This window comes from Streptomyces sp. NPDC036822 (assembly GCF_055609145.1).
Genome location: NZ_JBVJPY010000008.1, coordinates 150482 through 168755, shown reverse-complemented (window position 1 = coordinate 168755; position 18274 = coordinate 150482). Strand labels below are relative to the sequence as shown.

The window sequence follows — 18274 nt, the reverse complement described above, 5'->3', positions numbered from 1 at the left end:
TGCCGTGCCCGCGCGGGCACGTAGACTGGTGGGCTGCCGCGCTGCGGTAGCCCACCTCTCTCTTTCTCTGGAGTCCCCCCGTCATGCAGAACGCACCTGTTTCTTCGTTGGTCGGGGAGGAGTACGAGGTCGAGATCGGCCCCGTCGCGCACGGAGGGCACTGCATCGCCCGCACCGAGGCGGGCCGTGTCCTCTTCGTACGCCACGCCCTGCCCGGCGAGAGGGTCGTCGCCCGTGTGACGGAGGGCGAGGAGACCTCGCGCTTCCTGCGCGCGGACGCGGTCACCGTGCTCGAACCCTCCAAGGACCGGGTCGAGGCCCCCTGCCCGTTCGCCGGCCCCGGCAAGTGCGGCGGCTGCGACTGGCAGCACGCCAAGCCGGGCGCGCAGCGGCGGCTCAAGGGCGAGGTGATCGCCGAGCAGCTGCAGCGCCTGGCCGGGCTCACGCCCGAGGAGGCGGGCTGGGACGGCACCGTCATGCCGGCCGAGGGCGACAAGCTTCCGGCGGGCGAGGTGCCGCAGTGGCGCACCCGCGTCCAGTACGCCGTCGACGCCGAGGGTCACGCCGGTCTGCGCAAGCACCGCTCGCACGAGGTCGAGGTGATCGACCACTGCATGATCGCCGCCGCCGGGGTCTCCGAGCTGGGCATCGAGAAGCGCACCTGGGAGGGCATGGCCTCGGTCGAGGCGATCGCCGCCTCGGGCTCGGGCGACCGCCAGGTGATCCTGGCCCCGAAGCCGGGCGCCCGCCTTCCGCTGGTGGAGCTGGACAAGCCGGTCTCGGTCCTGCGCGTCGACGAGCACGACGGCGGCGTGCACCGCGTCCACGGCCGCCCCTTCGTCCGCGAGCGCGCCGACGACCGCACGTACCGCGTCGGCAACGGCGGCTTCTGGCAGGTCCACCCGAAGGCGGCGCAGACCCTGGTCCTCGCCGTCATGCAGGGCCTGATGCCCCGCAAGGGCGACACGGCCCTGGACCTCTACTGCGGAGTCGGCCTCTTCGCGGGCGCGATCGCCGACCGCGTCGGCGACCAGGGCGCCGTCCTCGGCATCGAGTCCGGCAAGCGCGCGGTCGAGGACGCCCGCCACAACCTGGAGGCCTACGACCGCGTCCGCATCGAACAGGGCAAGGTCGAGACGGTCCTCCCGCGCACCCGGATCAGCGAGGTCGACCTGATCGTCCTCGACCCCCCGCGGGCGGGCGCCGGCAAGCAGACGGTCAAGCACCTGGCGGGCCTGGGCGCCCGCCGCATCGCCTACGTCGCCTGCGACCCGGCGGCCCTGGCCCGCGACATCGCGTACTTCGCGGAGGGCGGCTACCGGGTACGGACGCTGCGGGCGTTCGACCTGTTCCCGATGACGCACCACGTGGAGTGCGTCGCGATCCTTGAGCCCGCCTCAAAGGGCTCCTGACCTGCTGTTTTGAGCGTTCATATGATGCGCGGTGCGGGCGTTACGGGCGATACCCTGACGCTCGTGACGCTCATTTGACGCACGTTCTGATGGTGTGTCAGGCGCAAGTGACCGGGTGGAGGCGTCGACCGCGCTGATGGCCTCGCGCATCTCGTGCTCGGTTCGTCCCTGGGCCTGGGTCCGTTCGATGACGGCAGGCTCGGCCCACGAGGCGTCCGGCGCCGGAACGGGCGGGACGGTTCCGTCGGCCAGGGGTGGCAGGAGCCGCTGACGTCGGCCCGGCCCTGGCGGCCCGTGGACATGTCCGCTCCGAGGTCGTACGGGGTAGCGGGTTCCTCGACGGCCGTTCCACCGGACGAGCCCGGCCCGCGGAACGATCCTCCACAGGCCGGGCGGGGCCCGATCGGCTGTCAGTCGAACGGGATGGTCAGGACGGATCCCGTGCCCACCTGGAGGGTGGACGGACCGTTGCCCAGGGCGCTCCAGACCTCGACGCGGACGGTGCCGCCGTCCAGGTCGCCCAGGGTGCCCGACACGGAATGCGTCCCCTGCCGGGCGGAGGTGTAGGCCTCCCAGCCGGTGATCGGATCGGTGGCGAAGTAGCGGAACGTCTCGACACGGTCGAAGGTGCCGTCACCGGTCAGGTCGTAGGAGACCCGGGCCTGCTGGGCGTAGCCGACGTGGGTGCCAGCGTCGACCTTGAAGGTGAAGGCCGTGCTGGAGCCCGCCTTCAGGGCGCCGTTGACGTTCTTCACCTCGTAGACGAGCGGGTTGTACGGGTTGCCGTCATGGTTGGCGCCGCCCGCGGACGGGATGGTGTCCGAGGAACCGGACGCAGCCGCCTCGGTGCTCAGCTGCCCGCCGGAGCGCAGGTAGAAGGTGTCGCCCGTGACCGGCGGGGGCCCGGAGGTGGTGACGGTCACCGTGTCGCTGGCCGGGCCGACCTGGTCGGCCGTGTCCCGGGCCTTGACGCTGTAGCTGTACTTGGTGCCGGCGGTCAGGCCGGTGTCGGTGTGGGTGGTGCCGGTGACGGTGGCGACCTTGGTGGTGCCGCGGTAGACGTCGTAGTCCTTGACGCCCTTGTCGTCGGTCGCTGCGCTCCAGGTCAGCTTGACGGAGTCGTCGGTGACGTCACCGGCGACCGGGGTGCCGGGCGCGCTGGGTTTGTCGTCGCCGGGGGCGCCGCACCGGGTGCCGAGTTCGGTGTCGTCGCCCGCTCCGGACGCGGTCGACTTCGCCGGGACGTTCAGCACGCCGCCGTCGGAGAAGAGGACCGAACACGCCTCGCCGGTGTAGTTGTGCGCGGCGTACGTCTTGGTGCCGTTCTTGTCGAAGGCGACGGCGGTGGGCGAGTTGGCCGTGACGGTCATGTCCGGCGATCCGATGGAGTTCATCGTGGCGACCCAGTGGTAGGTGTGGGCCTTGGTCTCGCCGGCCTCGGGGACGTAGCCGCCGTTCCACTGGTTCCAGTAGCTCATGGCCTTGGCCGGGTCGTAGAGGGCCTGGACCTGCCAGAAGATGTCCTTCCACTCGACGGCCGGGCCGCCGTTCTCCCGCTCCATCTCGGCCACGCCGCGGTTCAGCATGGCCTTCTCGCGGGCCAGGTGGAGCGAGCCGCCGGTCATGGGCAGGAAGTTGATGCCATGGATCTCCTCGGGGTTGGCGGTCCACCAGGTCGCGTAGGCGCCGCCGTTGCTCCAGACCATGCCCACGACGTCGTGGGTGAAGTCCTGCGGGTACACCTGCTGGTCGGCGTCGAACCAGTACTGCGCGATTGACTCGGACTCGGTCATCATCATGTAGACGCCCTGGTCACGCAGTGCCTTGTCGCCCATGGCCGAGCCCCACATAATCAGGCCGGCGCTGAGGTTGATCGACTCCGAGGACGACTCCTGGTTGTTGCCGGCGGCGAACGACTCGTGGCCGGCGGCCCAGCTGTGGCCGGCGTAGACGTCGAAGCCGCGCAGGAACGGGTACTTGCCGTCGTTCCTCGCCGGGTTGGCGGCGTCCTTGATGAGCTCCTTGACCATGCCGCCCCACTCGGAGTCGGCGGCCCACTGCGGGTCGTACTGCGCCACGACGGCCGCGGCCATCACGTAGTACGAGTAGTGGAAGTGGTGGTCGTTGAGCTCCTGGTCGCTCCCGTACGAGGCCGGGTACCCGATCAGGGTGCGCCACTCCTTGTCGTAGGAGAACTCGGAGGGGCCACCGACCGTGAACCATTCCTCCATACGGCCTTTGATCAAACTCAGCAGTTTGTCGCGGTTGGCGGTGTCTCCGACCTGGTCCGCCAGAGGAACGAGCATGGCGAGCTTGCCCAGGGCCTTGCCGGTCCAGTAGGTGTCGATCGCGCCGCTGAACGGGTCACCCTGGGTCAGCACCTCGTTGATGTAGCCCTTGAGCTTCGCCTTGTCGACGCCCGCCGCGCTCGGCAGGCCGGGCAGCACGCCGTTCACCTTCTGGGTGGTCGTGAAGGACGTGCCCTCGCGCACCTTGATCTCACCGCGCGAGGAGACGTAGCGGTAGGCGGTCAGCGGGTCGCTGCTGTGCAGCCACTGGTGGCGGTAGAGCGCCTGGAAGGTGCCGGTCTCGGTCCCCTCCTTCGGCTCGGTGGTCAGCGAGTAGGTCGCCGTGACCTCGCCGTCGCCCTCCCTGTACTCCCAGTCCACCTTCGATCCGGTCACGAAGCTGAAGGCGTACTTCTTGAAGTCGGTCAGCGCTGCTTCGTCCGGGAGGACCGCCAGGGAGAAATACTCCTTGGAGCCCAGGTCGGCCCGGATCTCGTTGCCGGAGACGGTCCAGTCGCTGCCGCTCGGGGCGAACAGCGCGTAGTCGTGACCCGAGATGGTGACGCCGAGGACGTTGCCCTGGTCGGCGAAGACGGTCGGCGGAGCCGCCGCGCTGATCTGCGCCGCCCCTCCGGTGCCCTCCGCGTACACGTACGGCAGGCCGTGGCCGATGGTCGTCCGCAGACTGCGCGCACCGTCGTTCCAGTACGGGCTGACGGTCCAGTCGCTCCACCCGTCCGCCTTCGCGTCGGGCGAGTTGAGACCCGTGAGCCCCAGGGTCAGGTCGGCCTTGTGCGGAAACTCGTACTGGCGGCCGCCGCCCACGATCTGGTGCGCGGTCGGGTAGCCGACCTCCAGGCCACCGGAGACCGCCTTGTAGGTGAGGGGATGGCCGTACATGTTCTCCGACCACGGATTGCCGGAGAAGCGCTGGAAGGCCAGCGACGACCACCAGTCGTTCGTCGGGACGGGGACGTCCGCCATGGCGGGAGTGACCTTCGGCTTGACCGCCTGGCCACCGCTGTTCGACGGCCCCTGGCGGCCGGCAGGGCGGACGTCGCTGTAACTGCCCTTCCCCACCTCGATGGTGGCGGCCGAGGCGACGCCGCTGCCCAGCGTACCGAGGGCGGTGGCGGCAAGAGTCGCTGTTGTCAGCAACGACAGGTTTCTTCGACATTTCATGCACAGCTCCTTTGAGAGCGCTCTCAAGTCGCCGACAACGTAGGGCGGCTCCGTAAGGCGGTCAACACTTCGAGTCGAAATCCTTTACGGGCTGTCGCGCCCCTTCAAGGCTTGAACGCTCCGCAGCGTTGCTGGGCGTACGGCGGCCTCCGGCCCACCGACGTGCGAAGAAGCCGTCCACGGCACTTGCGTGCTCATGGCTGTTCGCGTCGTCTCGTATGCGACGGGAGGTCGTCATCGCGCCGGGGCTGTACTTGGGACGAGGGCCGCCCGGCGGTCCTGGGAGCGCTCTGACGCAAGCCGTACGTGTTTCGGTGGCCGCCCTACGTGGACTGCACCAACAGGGGAGGTGCGCGAGCGGCTGTGGCACACCTCGTTTCCGCAGGTCGCGGGGCGCTCCGGGGTCGGCGAGTGCGCGGACCTTCGCCCCGATCACGTCCTCCTCTGCGAGAACGGGCCCGTACGGGCTCCGGGCGACCGGCCGCAAGAAGATCTCCTTGAGGATGCCGACTTCGCATTCCTGCCCGGTGGCCGGCTCGGTCATGGTGAAGCGGGCGGACTGCGGCGCCGTCTCCAGTGCGTGCACCTTCCAGCAGCGGGCTTCCAGGCTGGCGCGGGGCGTGGCGGCGACGTCGGCCATGGGCGCCGGGATATCGGTGGCGACGTCGAGGTCCTGGCTGCCGGTACGGTGCGAAGTCCTCGGCGTCCGCGCCTGGGACGTCCTTCGGGGGGATGCCGGGGACTGGAGGGCATGACTCGTTTATGGCGGCCGGGGACACTGCGAGGGCCATGATGGGCGAGCCGGTGTCCGGAGCGAGCGGAGGCGGATCCCCGGGTGAGTTGCCGCAGGCTGTTCATCCCTGAGCAGGACGGGTTCTCGGCTCTGACGCACGTTTGACGCACGGGCGGTGCGGATTCTGATAAGTCGTCATGCCTGGTTCTGCTGCGGACGGAGGAGCCCACAGTCGGGTGGCGGTGGGCCCTCCGAAGGGGTGAGGAGGCCGGCTGGTGAGCCGGTGGCCGACCTCCTGGTTCGCCTTTCAGGAGTGACGTTCCGCGATGCCGGGCGAGGCATCGGGCGGACGTCGATCGTGCATGGTGCGGGTGCTGCGAGGCGCGCTCCTGAGGACTGGTCTTGCCTGAGCTCGAAGGGAGCCCGGCCGGAGCGCCGTTGACGGCGGCGGCAGGCCGCACTGCCGCCGTACTTCGGCCGGGCTCGGGCCGCATGCCTTCGCCGACGCTAAGGTATGGCGCCGTACTCGGCAGATCGTTCTTTTCAAGAGGTGGGAATGGGGCTCATGGACGCGGATCACGCGGAGCTGGTTGTCGCGGCGCAGGCCGGTGACGATCGCGCGCGCGAGAAGCTGATCGCCGCATACCTGCCGTTGCTCTACAACATCGTCGGGCGAGCGCTGAGCGGACATGCCGACGTCGACGACGTCGTCCAGGAGACCCTGCTGCGCGTGGTGCGCGACCTGCCGGCTCTGCGTGCCCCGGAAAGCTTCCGGTCCTGGCTGGTGTCCATCACGCTCCGCCAGATCAATACCCACTGGCACCGGCAGCGCACTCTCGCCGACAGGACCACGGTCATCGACGAGGCACTCCGGGTACCGAACGTCGGCGGCGCGCTCGAGGATGTGACGATCCTGCGTCTGCACATGTCGGACGAACGCCGTCATGCGGTCGAAGCCGGCCGGTGGCTCGACCCGGATCATCGGGTGCTGCTGTCGCTGTGGTGGCAGGAATGCGCCGGCCTGCTGAGCCGCCAGGACATCGCCGACGCGATGGGGCTCAGTGTCGCCCACGCCGGAGTCCGCCTGCAGCGCATGCGCGAGCAATGGGAACTGAGCCGGACGATCGTCGCCGCGCTGGAGGCGGACCCGCGCTGTCCGGGGCTGAACGAGACCGTCGTCGGCTGGGACGGTCTGCGTACATCCGTGTGGCGCAAGCGGATCGCGCGGCACACCCGCGACTGCCCCATCTGTGCGTCGACGACGACAGAACGGGTTCCGGCCGAACTGCTGCTCCTCAGCCTCACACCGCTGGCCGTCCCGGCCGCACTCGTCGCCGCACTGACCGCCAAGGGCCTGCTGTCGGGTACGGCCGCGAGCGCCGCCGGGCTGGCCACGGCACACCTCGCCGCCGGCGCGGCGACAGGGGGAGGCGGTCTGCACGGCTCGCTGCTCGGCAAACTCCACGCGGTGACCGCCCATCCGATGCTCAGCCTCGCCACCGGCGCGGTGCTCGTCGTCGGGACCGCCACCTATGCGGTATGGCCCGAACAGGCGCCTCGGGTGCCCGGCGTCAGCGCCGCTCCCACGGTCACCGCCTCTACGAGCGGTGCTCCCACGGTCGCCACTCCCACGCCGATCCTGTCACCCACCACCCCGCCGGCCACACCGTCCCCGGTGGGTCCGTCCGCCGTCACCGACACGGTTCCGCTGGGCGCGCAGTCGCTGGAGTCCGTGGACCAGCCCGGCCTGTTCGTCACGTATGACGGTGATTTCGCAACGCTCGGCCCGGTCTCGGCGTCAAGCGGCGAGCGGACACGGCAACGGCTCACCTTCACGGTCGTCAGGGGGCTGGCCGACACACGGTGCGTCACCTTCCGCGCCGCGGACGGCCGGTATCTCCGCCACCATTACCTGCGGCTACGGCTGAGCGCCGACGACGGCAGCGAACTGTTCCGGGAGGACGCCACCTTCTGTCCGCGCCCCGGGGCAGTCGCCGGGTCGGTGACCCTGCACGCGCACAACTATCCCGGGTCGGTCATCCGTCACCGCGACGGCGGTATCTGGCTCGATGGCTCCGACGGCACTCGTGCCTTCGCCGGCCAGGCTTCCTTCATCATGCGCCGGCCCTTGGCCTGAGAACCGCTCCCCGCTCAGCAGGGATCAGGCCGTCTCAGAGACAGCGGGTGATCCCGCAGTACGGTCCCGCACCGCGCCTTCTTCACCCGGTGGTGAGCCGGGTGCCGCGCCCGAAACCGGCTCCGATCCTCATGGCGTCGGCGGCTGCCTCGCCATGAGCGGATTCCGTCAGTGATGAGCGGTGCGGTGCGTCGTTCCCCAAGGGACGTCAGATTGCGGGGCCTGGCATAACGCTTTTTACCTGCGAGATGCATCACCGAGCGATCGTCCGGACGGCGCGACTTTTCCGTTACGAGACCGCGAGTCCTCAAGCCTCCACTTCAGGGGTTCCCTTCCCGCCGCTCACCTCGACGAGACGGTCCGGCGGGTTCCGGGCTTCCCCCACGCACCTGTCCCCTGAAGAAAGTCACTTCCATGACTCGACACACCGACGCACCCGAGGCGACCGGTGCGCAGGAACGGCCACGCGTCCCGCACCGCGCCTACTGTGCGGCAGATCGGGCCGCCGTGGCCGACGCCCGCACGATCACGGCACCCGGGCTGGCCCGCACCCCCCGAGGAGAATCATGAAGGGCCTGCACCGGCTCCGTCGGCGTCGGCGGACACTGACGATAGGGCTGTCGGCCACGGCGCTGGTGGCCGGTGTCGTGACGTTCCTCCCCGGCTCCGCCGGAGCCGCGGGCCTGGGTACCCAGGCGGCCTCCTCGGGCAAGTACTTCGGCACCGCGGTAGCCGCCGGCAGGCTCGGCGATCCGACGTACACCGCCATCGCGGGCCGGGAGTTCAACATGATCACCCCGGAGAACGAGATGAAGTGGGACGCCGTCGAACCGTCCCCCGGCAACTTCCAGTTCGGCCCCGCGGACCGGATCGTCAACCATGCCCTCGCACGCGGCCAGCGCCTGCGCGGCCACACCACGGTCTGGCACTCGCAGCTTCCCGCGTGGGTCAGCGCCATCCGCGACGCGGGCACGCTGCGCAGCGTGATGAACCGCCACATCACCACCCAGATGACCCGCTACAAGGGCAAGATCTATGCCTGGGACGTCGTCAACGAAGCCTTCGCCGACGGCGGCAGCGGCCAACTCCGCGACTCGGTCTTCCAGAAGGTCCTGGGCAACACCTTCATCGAGGAAGCGTTCCGCACCGCTCGGGCGGCCGACTCCTCGGCCAAGCTCTGCTACAACGACTACAACATCGAGAACTGGTCGGACGCCAAGACCCAGGGCGTCTATCGCATGGTCAAGGACTTCAAGTCCCGCGGCGTGCCCATCGACTGCGTCGGCTTCCAGAGCCACTTCGGCGCAGGCGGTCCGCCGGCGAGCTTCAGGAACACCCTGGCCACCTTCGCCGCCCTCGGCGTAGACGTCCAGATAACCGAGCTGGACATCGCCCAGGCGTCACCCACCCACTACGCGAACACGGTCAGCGCCTGCCTGTCCGTGGCACGGTGCACCGGCATCACGGTGTGGGGCGTCCGTGACAGCGACTCCTGGCGCAGCGACGAGAAGCCCCTGCTGTTCGACAACGACGGCAAGCCCAAGCCCGCGTACAGCGCCGTCTTGCGTGCGTTCGACTCCGGTTCAGGCAACCCTCCGGTCAACCCGGCCGGCAGTACCGGGGAGATCAAGGGCGCGGCCTCGGGCCGCTGTGTCGACATCCCCGGCTCCGCCACGGCCAACGGCACCCAGGCGCACCTGTGGGACTGCGGCGGGCAGACGCACCAGCGCTGGACCTATACCGGCGAGAAGCAATTGAAGGTCCACGGGAACAAGTGCCTGGACGCCAAGGGCAAGGGCACCACCAACGGCACCCCGGTGGTCGTCTGGGACTGCAACGGCGGCGCCAACCAGCAGTGGAACATCAACGCCAACGGCACCATCACCGGCGTCCAGTCCGGGCTGTGTCTCGACGCCATCGGGGCGGCCACCGCGAACGGCACCCGGATCCAGCTGTACACCTGCGCGTCCGTCGGCAACCAGAAGTGGACCGCCCCGTCCGGGACGGGCGGCGGTACGTGTGCTCTTCCGTCGACGTACAAGTGGAGTTCGACCGGTCCCCTCGCGCAGCCGTCGAACGGGTGGGCCGCGCTGAAGGACTTCACCCATGTGACGCTGGGCGGCAAGCACCTGGTCTACGCGTCGAGCGCGTCGGGAACCTCCTACGGCTCGATGGCCTTCAGCCCCTTCACGAACTGGCCGGACATGGCGGCGGCCGGGCAGACCAGGATGAGCCAGAACGCGGTGGCGCCCACACTGTTCTACTTCGCGCCGAAGAAGATCTGGGTGCTGGCGTACCAGTGGGGGGCATCGCCCTTCAGTTACCGCACGTCGAGCGACCCCGCCAACCCCAACGGCTGGTCCGCGCCGCAGCCGCTGTTCACCGGCAGCATCCCCCGCACCGACTCCGGCACCGGCCCGATCGACCAGACTCTGATCGCCGACGACCAGAACATGTACCTCTTCTTCGCCGGCGACAACGGCAAGATCTACCGGGCCAGCATGCCGATAGGGAACTTCCCGGGCAGCTTCGGCTCGTCGTACACGACCATCATGAGCGACACGGCGAAGAACCTGTTCGAGGCGCCGCAGGTCTACAAGGTCCAGGGCCGGAACCAGTACCTCATGATCGTCGAAGCCCGGGGTGCGAACGAGCAGCGCTACTTCCGCTCCTTCACTGCCACCGGCCTGAGCGGCTCGTGGACCCCGCAGGCCGCCACCGAGAGCAACCCCTTCGCGGGCAAGGCCAACAGCGGTGCCACCTGGACCAACGACATCAGCCACGGTGATCTGATCCGCACCAACCCCGATCAGACCATGACCATCGACCCCTGCAACCTGCAGTTCCTCTACCAGGGCAAGTCCCCGCAGGCGGGCGGACCCTACGACCAGCTTCCGTACCGGCCGGGCGTCCTCACCCTTCAGCGCTGACCTGCCCGACCCACGGTTGCACAAGGAGAAACACCCCCCATGAACAACCCCACGAACGGCCGGCGTCGCGGACGCCACCGCCGTCGCAGGACCGCCACCGCCCTGCTGCTCGGTGTGCCCGCCACCGTCGTGCCGTACCTCCTGTTCGTGCAGGAAGACTCGCAGGCCGCGACGGTCGACGGCAGTGCCTACTACCGGCTCGTCTCCGTACGCAGTGGCAAGGCGCTCGACGTGAACGCCTTCTCCACCGCCGACGGCACGCGCATCCAGCAGTGGACCGACCAGAACACCGCCAACCAGCAATGGAGGCTGAGGTCCACCGGCGAGGGCTATTACGAACTGGTGAACCGAAACAGCGGCAAGGTGCTCGGCATAGCGGGCGATTCGACCGCACAGGCGGCCGCCGCCGAGCAGCAGACCGACAGCTCCTCCGCCTCCCAGGAGTGGCGGATCGAAACGGTGGGCGGTGCCGACGCCGTCACCTTCACCTCCCGCGCCAGCGGCCAGGTCCTGGACGTCTCCGGAGGCTCCACGGCCCAGGGCGCGGCGATCATCCAGTATCCCGGCAGGGGGAGCACCAACCAGCAGTGGAAGCTGGTGAAGGCGGCCGCTGCCCCGTCAGCTGCGGCCGGACCGTACACGTGGCGGAACGCCCAGGTGGTCGGCGGCGGTTACGTCACGGGGCTGGTGTTCAACCCGCGGGAGAAGGGTCTGCTGTACGCGCGTACCGACATGGGCGGCGCCTACCGTTGGGACGCCGGTGCCGAGCAGTGGATCCCGCTGACCGACTGGCTCGGCGAGAAGGACTGGAACCTGCTCGGCATCGACGCGCTGGCCACTGACCCCGTGGATTCGAACCGCCTCTACCTCGCGGCGGGCACCTACACCAACGAGTGGGCCGGCAACGGCGCGATCCTGCGCTCCACCGACCGGGGCCGCACCTTCCAGCGCACTGAGCTGCCGTTCAAGCTGGGCGGCAACGAGGACGGCCGCGGGGCGGGCGAGCGGCTCGTGATCGACCCCTCGGACAACCGCACGCTGCTGCTGGGCACCCGCAAGAACGGCCTGTGGCGCAGCACCGACCACGGCGTCACATGGAGCCAGGTCTCATCGTTCCCCGTCAAGGACGGGGCGAGCAGCGGCGGCGGCATCTCCTTCGTGACGTACGGCCCGGCCGGCAGCAAGACGGTCTACGTCGGCGTCGCCGACAGATCCACCTCTCTGTACCGCTCCACCGACGGCGGCAGCACCTGGCAGGCCGTCTCCGGGCAGCCCGCGGGCCAACTGCCGCAGCATGGCGTGGTCTCCGGTGACGGATCGCTGTACCTGACGTACACCAACGCCCTCGGGCCCAACGGCGTGACGGCGGGTTCGGTGTGGAAGTACACGCCGCAGGGCGGGGCGTGGAAGAACATCTCCCCCTCGCAGGGCGGCTACGGGTTCTCCGGCCTGGCCGTCGATCCGCGCAAGCCGTCCACGGTGATGGTCACCACTCTCGACCGCTGGTGGCCCGAGGACGAGCTCTACCGCACCACCGACGGCGGCACGACCTGGAAGGCACTGTCGGGCAGGTCGGCACGGGATGCCTCCGGCGCTCCTTACGTCGGCACCCACACGGGGCACTGGATGACGGCCCTGGTCATCGACCCCTTCGACTCCGGTCATGTGCTGTACGGCACTGGCAACGGCATCTGGCGCAGCAAGGACGCCCATGCCTCCGACAGCGGCGGCACCAGCCACTGGAGCATGGGTGCCCGAGGGCTGGAGGAGACCGCGCTGCTGGACGCGATCGCCCCTCCCGGCGGCGCCACCGTCGTCACCGCCATGGGTGACCAAGGCGGTTTCCGCCACGACGACCTGACCAAGGTGCCCGCCGGGCGGCTGAGCAACCCGACGATGACCAACAGCACCGACATCGATTTCGCCCAGTCCAACCCCTCGGTGATGGTGCGTGTCGGCCGTGGCGGCGAGCAGGACGGCGCCTACTCCACCGACGGCGGCATCAGCTGGAACGGCTTCAAGGCGGAGCCGGTGACAGGCGCCCAGGACGGACGTGTCGCGCTCTCGGCGGACGGCTCCACCATCGTCTGGACCCAGGCCGGCCAGCTCCCGTACCGCTCGACCGACAAGGGGACGAGCTGGTCGAGGGTCGGTGGCCTGGGCTCGAACGCCACGGTCGTCGCCGACCGCGCCGCGGCCAGGACGTTCTACTCGCTGGCAGGCGGCACGCTCCACGCCAGCACCGACGGCGGAGCGACCTTCACCGCCCGATCCACCGGCCTTCCCGCCGACGGCCGGCTCACGGCCGTCCCCGGCGTCGCGGGGGACCTGTGGATCGCCGGCGGTGGTCAGGGACTGCTGCACTCCACCGACGGCGGCCGCACCTTCACCACGCTCACCACGGTGAAGTCCGCCTCCGCCCTCGGCTTCGGAAAGGCCGCACCCGACGCCTCCTACCAGGCTCTGTACATGATCGGCACGGTCAAGGACGTCACCGGCGTCTTCCGCTCCACCGACAAGGGCGCCACCTGGCTCCGCGTCAACGACGACGCCCACCAGTGGGGCAGTATCGGCGGCGTCGGCGTCATCACCGGCGACCCCGACACCTTCGGCCGCGTGTACGTCGGCACCAACGGACGCGGCCTCCAGTACGGCGACCCGTCCTGACCCCGACGCCGGAGCGGACGCACGTCCCACGTATGAGCTGACGTGCTAGCAGTAACAAGAGGCCGCCCTCCTGACCGATGAGAGATGTCGGTTGGAGGGCGGCTTCCCGAAGGACCCAGCCTCCCTTTCGACCGTGGCTTTCCTCTCCGCTGACGGCTCTCGTTCGGGAAGGCGGCAGCCGAGCACGGCCGGCGGCGCCACAGCATCCGCCAGAGGGTCAGCCCTCAGGCGGACGCAGACGGTGGTGCGATCCTTGATCGCGATGCCGCCGCAGGGGCTGACCCTCGGCTCCGGCGTCGCGACAACGCCTCCTTCGCCGGCTTCGGTCGCTCCGGTCACACCTCGTGCGGCGGCTCCAGCCATGTGGCGGGGGCGCCCGCCGATCGCCGGATGACCGAGGATCGTCCCGCTTCAGGCTGTGGCATGACGCGCCGTGCATGCGAGCATCACGCTTGTCGAGGTAGTCGCTTCCCGCGCCGGCGAGGCACTTCTCAGGTGAGCAGGTGAATCCTTGAAGACCGTCCCGTTGTAGGACCCGCAGCTCGGGTGCGCAGTGTCGCTGCTCGATGCGAAGTGAACGCGCAGATCCGAGCTTCGGTGCGTCGTAACTCCGAACTACGGTTGGGGACTTCGCCGGGTCGGCGTCGCCGGCGTGCTCGGTCGGTAAGCGGGCCCCCCGCTACTCGGGGAGTTGCGTACCGGCGACGGCGGGCCGACACGTGTCTACACCGCTGGGAGGCGAGATCCTCAAGAGCAAATGATCACCCCTGGGCCCCACGTGTCGACGCGCCGCCACCACGAGTGCGGAAGATCCGGTCGAGGTGATGCTCCAGGACCGCGGCGGCGGACTCCGAGCTGCGCTGACCGACGAGGACGCTGGTGCCGAGTCCTGCCGACATCGCAAGCAGGCTGACAGCCTCCAACCGCGCGTCCAGGCCGGGTTCGAGCAGATCTGCCTCGTGGGCCCGCCGGAGTAGTTCGGTCACGGTGTCTTCGGCGGCATCTGGGTTCTTGATGAAGGGCTGGGCGGCGAGCGCCCGGTCGGTCACGGCCAGAACAGCGTATGAGGTGTAGAGGTGGTGGAACGTGCGGCTCTCCTCGTCGGCCGGCAGGGCCGCCATCAGCAGCGCCTCCACCATGGCGCGCTGGTCCGGGCTGTCCCTGACGGCCCGGACCCGGGCGGAGACCCGTTCTCCGAGCCTCTCCGCCAGATGCTCCAGTCCGAAGAACAGCAGCTTCTCCTTCGTCTCGAAGTAGTACTGCACCAGCCGCAGTGACACCCCTGCCTCCGCTGCCACATCACGCATCCCCACGGCATGCAGCCCGCGTCGCCTGGCGACACGCACGAGTGCCTCGGCGATCTCGGTGCGCCGTACTGCGTGATCCACGCGCTTGGGCATCGACCGGTCCTCCACTCCTCGTTCCCACTCGCACGATCCCTCGGACCCTTTGATGATACAGCCGTACCACCATCGTGGTACGTTCGTATCACAAAACCGTGACACCCTGGAGGTGGCTGTGCCCGCGACCACTGCCCGTACCCCGTCCGACGTCGGTCGCTACGTCAGCGACGCCTGGCGCGACCGTTACTTCGCGGCCTGCGATGCGGTCTACGCGCTGGGAGTACCCGCCCTGGCGGAGCGGGACGTGGAGACCGCTTTCGGCCCCACCCACGTCTACCGCTACGGCCCCACAGAGCCGGCGGCCCAGTCCCGTACGCCCATCGTCCTGGTCCACGGAGCGGGCTCCTGCTCCGCCATGTGGTACCCGAACACCCCCGGCCTCAGCGCCGACCGCCCCGTCTACGCGCTCGACACCCCCGGCGACCCCGGACGCAGCGTCCAGCGGGCCCCCCTTCATCAGCCTGAACACGCCGCCCAGTGGCTCGAGGAGGCGCTGGCTGGACTCGGCCTCGACCGTGTCCATCTGGTGGGCACCTCCTATGGCGGCTGGCTCGCCCTGAACCAGGCCCACCGCAGGCCCGACCGCCTCGCCTCGGTCACGCTGCTCGACCCCGGCGGCCTGGAGAAGGTGGGGCTGCGCTTCTTCGTCTGGATCTTCGTCAGTCTCTTCGCGACCTTCGCGCCCAAAGCCCTGCGCCCGCGCCTGGCGGCTTGGCTGGAACAGCCGGTCCTCGTTGTGCCGGAGCTGCGCACGATGATCAGGACGGCGGTCCGCGCCTACCGCATCCGCCGCCCGGCTCCCCTGCCCCTGTCCGAGGACGAACTGTCCACCATTCGCACCCCGCTCTACCTGGTGCTGGGCAAGCGCAGCCTTCTCGTGCACCCCCAGCGGCAGGTGGAGCGCGTGCCGCAACTGATACCGGGCGCCCGGGCCGAGATCATCTCCGGCACCGGCCACGGACCGCAGATCGACCACGCGGAGGAGGTCAACCGCCGGATGCTGGACTTCATGGCCTCCGTCGCCTGACAGACGACGTGCGATTCTTCTTCCCATGAGCCACTGGAGCCCAGCAGCCGAGGAGCTGCGAACCGCCCGGCTGTCGCTGCTGCGTCCGACCGAAGACGATATCGAAGCGATCTTCGAGATCCATCGCGATCCCCGGACCTGTGAACACAATCCTTCCGACGCGCTGGCCCGTTTCGAGGAAGCGGAGGCGCTCTATCGACGCTGGAACGACCAGTGGCAGCGGTACGGCTACGGGTACTGGGTCATCCGGCGCCATGACTCTGACCAGCAGTTGGGGTTCTGCGGGATCAAGCCCATGGAACTGAACAACATGAGGATCCTCAACCTTTTCTACCGCTTCGCCACCTCGGCCTGGGGCCAGGGATTCGCCGGCGAAGCCGCAAGGGAGGTCACGGACTGGGCCTCCCGCCACGTGCCCGACCTCCCGCTGATAGCGCGGGTTCGGCCGGCCAACATCGCCTCCCAGCGCGTGGCGATCCGTGCCGGCCTGATCCGGGCGGAACACCTCGACGCCACCGGATACGACGGCCTCGACTGGATCTACACGGCGAGGCCGCACTCTCCCTCGACAGGAGGAAGCCATCGGTGAAAAGGAGTGTCGCCCCTCATAGACCTGCCGATGGGGCTTCGGAATAGCACGTTGCCTGGCCGCCGCTGGCACCGGAGGGCTGGGCGCGTGTCGACGACCTCGACCCGGACTGGACGGTGGACTTCGCCCGCGAAGGCGACAGGGTCATCCAAACTTTGAGGGCGAAGCGGCCTCGGGCCCATGAGGTAAGCCCCCCTCACCACTCGGAAGACTGGTTGGCCGGTTGTTCCCGCGAGAAGGGGTCCATCACAGGAGGTGTCGGAGCGGCTGGTGCGGGCTCGGTGTGGTTCAGCGCCATCCCATGCGTGATCGTGCGGTGGGCTGGGCGCGGGCTGTGATCAAACGGGTACGCCGGGGACGTGAGGCTCGTGTCTGTTCGACCACTTGATCGTTAGGCCGTTCGGGCACGGTCGTGTCAAGTCGGCAGGAGGAGGCGGGCGTGGAGGTCGAAGGCGTCCATCACACCTACCGTCGGCGTGCGGTCTTGCGGGGCGTGGACCTGCGCCTTCGGGCCGGAACTCTGTGCGGGATCGTCGGGGAGAACGGCGCCGGCAAGTCCACGCTGCTGAGAATTCTGTCCGGCGAACTGAGGCCCACGCATGGATCGGTGCGTCACAGCGGCCGGTTCGGCTACTGCCCACAGCACGTGGTCCTCAATGACGCGCTGACTGTCCGGCAGCACCTGACGTTCTTTCAGACGGCCTACCGCCTCTCCGATGCGCGCTACGCCGAAGAGATCATGGACGTGCTGGGCTTCACCGGGTACATCGACGAGCGGGCCGGGGTACTCAGCGGGGGCACGCGGCAGAAGCTGAACGTGACGCTGGCGCTCATGCACGATCCGCAGGTCCTGTTACTGGACGAGCCGTATCAGGGCTTCGACTGGGACACCTACCAGCGGTTCTGGGACCTGGCCGCGCGGCTGCGGAATGCGGGACGCTCGGTCCTGGTCGTCTCTCACCTAACGTACGACACCGAGCGCCTGGACGAGCTGTGGCGCCTGGACAGCGGAACGCTGCGCGCGGAGAAGGCGGGGGCCGCCACATGAGGTTTCACCTGACCCGCTTCGCCGTCGCCGCCAGGTTCACGCTCATCGAACACGGCCGCAACCGGTTCGCCATGATTCTGGTGATCCTGTTCGTCCCGGTATGGACCTCCCTGGCGTACCTGGCGATGCCCGACACCCCGGCCCGGATGCGGCTTCGCGCCACCGGGGAAGCACTGACCCCGCACGGCAATGAACTGACCGCGATCAGCGGCGCGCTCAATGCCGTCACCCTGATCGCCGGTTTCATGATGTTCGCCGCCACCTTCTCCGGCAGCGGCTTCGACCGCCGCCTGGCGATGGCCGGCTACCCCCGCGCCCACCTCGTCCTGGCGAAAGTCACCGCTCTGGCTCTGGTCTCGGCGGCGGTGGCCACGTATGCCACCGCGGTCATCTGCCTGGCCTGGACCCCACGCCAGCCACTCCTGCTCGCCGCCTCCTTGTTCTGCGCCGGACTCACTTACGGCGCTTTGGGAGTCGTCTTCGGGTCCCTGCTACGCCGGGAGGTCGAGGGGATGTTCGCCATCGTGATGACCAGCATCATCGACCTCGCCCTGCAGAACCCCATCACGAGTTCCGGGGCGGACAACCCCGTCATGCGCTATCTGCCTTCGTACGGGGCCATGCAGGCCAGTACGACGGCCGGATTCTCCACCAGCCCGGTCCCCGGGCATCTGGCCCTCCAGCTCACCTGGTTCGGGCTGGCCGCCCTTGTCGCTCTGCTGGGCTTCCGCCACAGCACCCGCAACTGCCTACCGACCGCCCCCACTCCTCCGCCCGGGCAGGAGGACAGCGAGGCCGGCATTCCCACACAGCCCCAAGCCGCCACGCCATCGGCCACGGAAGCACACTGAGGTCCGG

At 69.1% G+C, this 18274-nt stretch carries 10 protein-coding genes and 1 pseudogene; 8 read left to right on the top strand and 3 right to left on the bottom strand.

Going from position 1 to position 18274, the window contains the following annotated elements; genetic code table 11:
• The first annotated feature begins 83 nt into the window (after window positions 1–83).
• Window positions 84–1412, top strand: coding sequence for a class I SAM-dependent RNA methyltransferase (locus ACZ68P_RS20325; protein ID WP_471007972.1), 1329 nt, complete (start codon window positions 84–86; stop codon window positions 1410–1412).
• A gap of 410 nt (window positions 1413–1822) precedes the next feature.
• On the opposite strand, the gene ACZ68P_RS20320 is transcribed toward ACZ68P_RS20325, so the two are convergent.
• Together ACZ68P_RS20320 and ACZ68P_RS20315 are read right to left on the bottom strand one after the other, a co-directional pair.
• Complete coding sequence (locus ACZ68P_RS20320) at window positions 1823–4882, bottom strand: glycosyl hydrolase (RefSeq protein WP_471007970.1); 3060 nt, start codon at window positions 4880–4882, stop codon at window positions 1823–1825.
• A gap of 382 nt (window positions 4883–5264) precedes the next feature.
• A pseudogene (locus tag ACZ68P_RS20315) lies at window positions 5265–5561 on the bottom strand (hypothetical protein); the annotation flags it as partial.
• A 619-nt stretch (window positions 5562–6180) separates the two neighbouring features.
• Between ACZ68P_RS20315 and ACZ68P_RS20310 the strand changes: the two are divergent.
• The 3 genes from ACZ68P_RS20310 (at window position 6181) to ACZ68P_RS20300 (ending at window position 13349) form a co-directional block, all read left to right on the top strand.
• Window positions 6181–7752, top strand: a complete 1572-nt coding sequence (locus ACZ68P_RS20310; protein ID WP_471007968.1) for a sigma-70 family RNA polymerase sigma factor — start codon at window positions 6181–6183, stop codon at window positions 7750–7752.
• 566 nt (window positions 7753–8318) lie between these two features.
• Window positions 8319–10682: a non-reducing end alpha-L-arabinofuranosidase family hydrolase gene (locus tag ACZ68P_RS20305; RefSeq protein WP_471007965.1), complete on the top strand. Its 2364-nt coding sequence runs from the start codon at window positions 8319–8321 to the stop codon at window positions 10680–10682.
• A gap of 39 nt (window positions 10683–10721) precedes the next feature.
• Window positions 10722–13349 carry an RICIN domain-containing protein gene (locus ACZ68P_RS20300; protein ID WP_471007963.1) on the top strand — a complete coding sequence of 876 codons (2628 nt, stop codon included), beginning with the start codon at window positions 10722–10724 and terminating at the stop codon, window positions 13347–13349.
• A 761-nt stretch (window positions 13350–14110) separates the two neighbouring features.
• On the opposite strand, the gene ACZ68P_RS20295 is transcribed toward ACZ68P_RS20300, so the two are convergent.
• A complete protein-coding gene (locus tag ACZ68P_RS20295) occupies window positions 14111–14749 on the bottom strand; it encodes a TetR/AcrR family transcriptional regulator (protein ID WP_471007962.1) in 639 nt (212 codons plus the stop codon).
• A gap of 118 nt (window positions 14750–14867) precedes the next feature.
• Here ACZ68P_RS20295 and ACZ68P_RS20290 point away from each other — a divergent pair, with 118 nt between their 5' ends.
• The 4 genes from ACZ68P_RS20290 to ACZ68P_RS20275 all read left to right on the top strand — a co-directional run bounded on the left by ACZ68P_RS20290 (window position 14868) and on the right by ACZ68P_RS20275 (window position 18267).
• On the top strand, window positions 14868–15779 hold the full coding sequence (locus ACZ68P_RS20290; RefSeq protein ID WP_471007960.1) for an alpha/beta fold hydrolase: 912 nt from the start codon (window positions 14868–14870) through the stop codon (window positions 15777–15779).
• A gap of 25 nt (window positions 15780–15804) precedes the next feature.
• Window positions 15805–16368 carry a GNAT family N-acetyltransferase gene (locus tag ACZ68P_RS20285; RefSeq protein ID WP_471007958.1) on the top strand — a complete coding sequence of 188 codons (564 nt, stop codon included), beginning with the start codon at window positions 15805–15807 and terminating at the stop codon, window positions 16366–16368.
• 439 nt (window positions 16369–16807) lie between these two features.
• Complete coding sequence (locus ACZ68P_RS20280; RefSeq protein ID WP_471007956.1) at window positions 16808–17416, top strand: ABC transporter ATP-binding protein; 609 nt, start codon at window positions 16808–16810, stop codon at window positions 17414–17416.
• Window positions 17413–18267, top strand: a complete 855-nt coding sequence (locus ACZ68P_RS20275; protein ID WP_471007953.1) for an ABC transporter permease — start codon at window positions 17413–17415, stop codon at window positions 18265–18267. The genes ACZ68P_RS20280 and ACZ68P_RS20275 overlap by 4 nt, the downstream gene beginning before the upstream one ends.
• The last annotated feature ends 7 nt before the right edge of the window (window positions 18268–18274 follow it).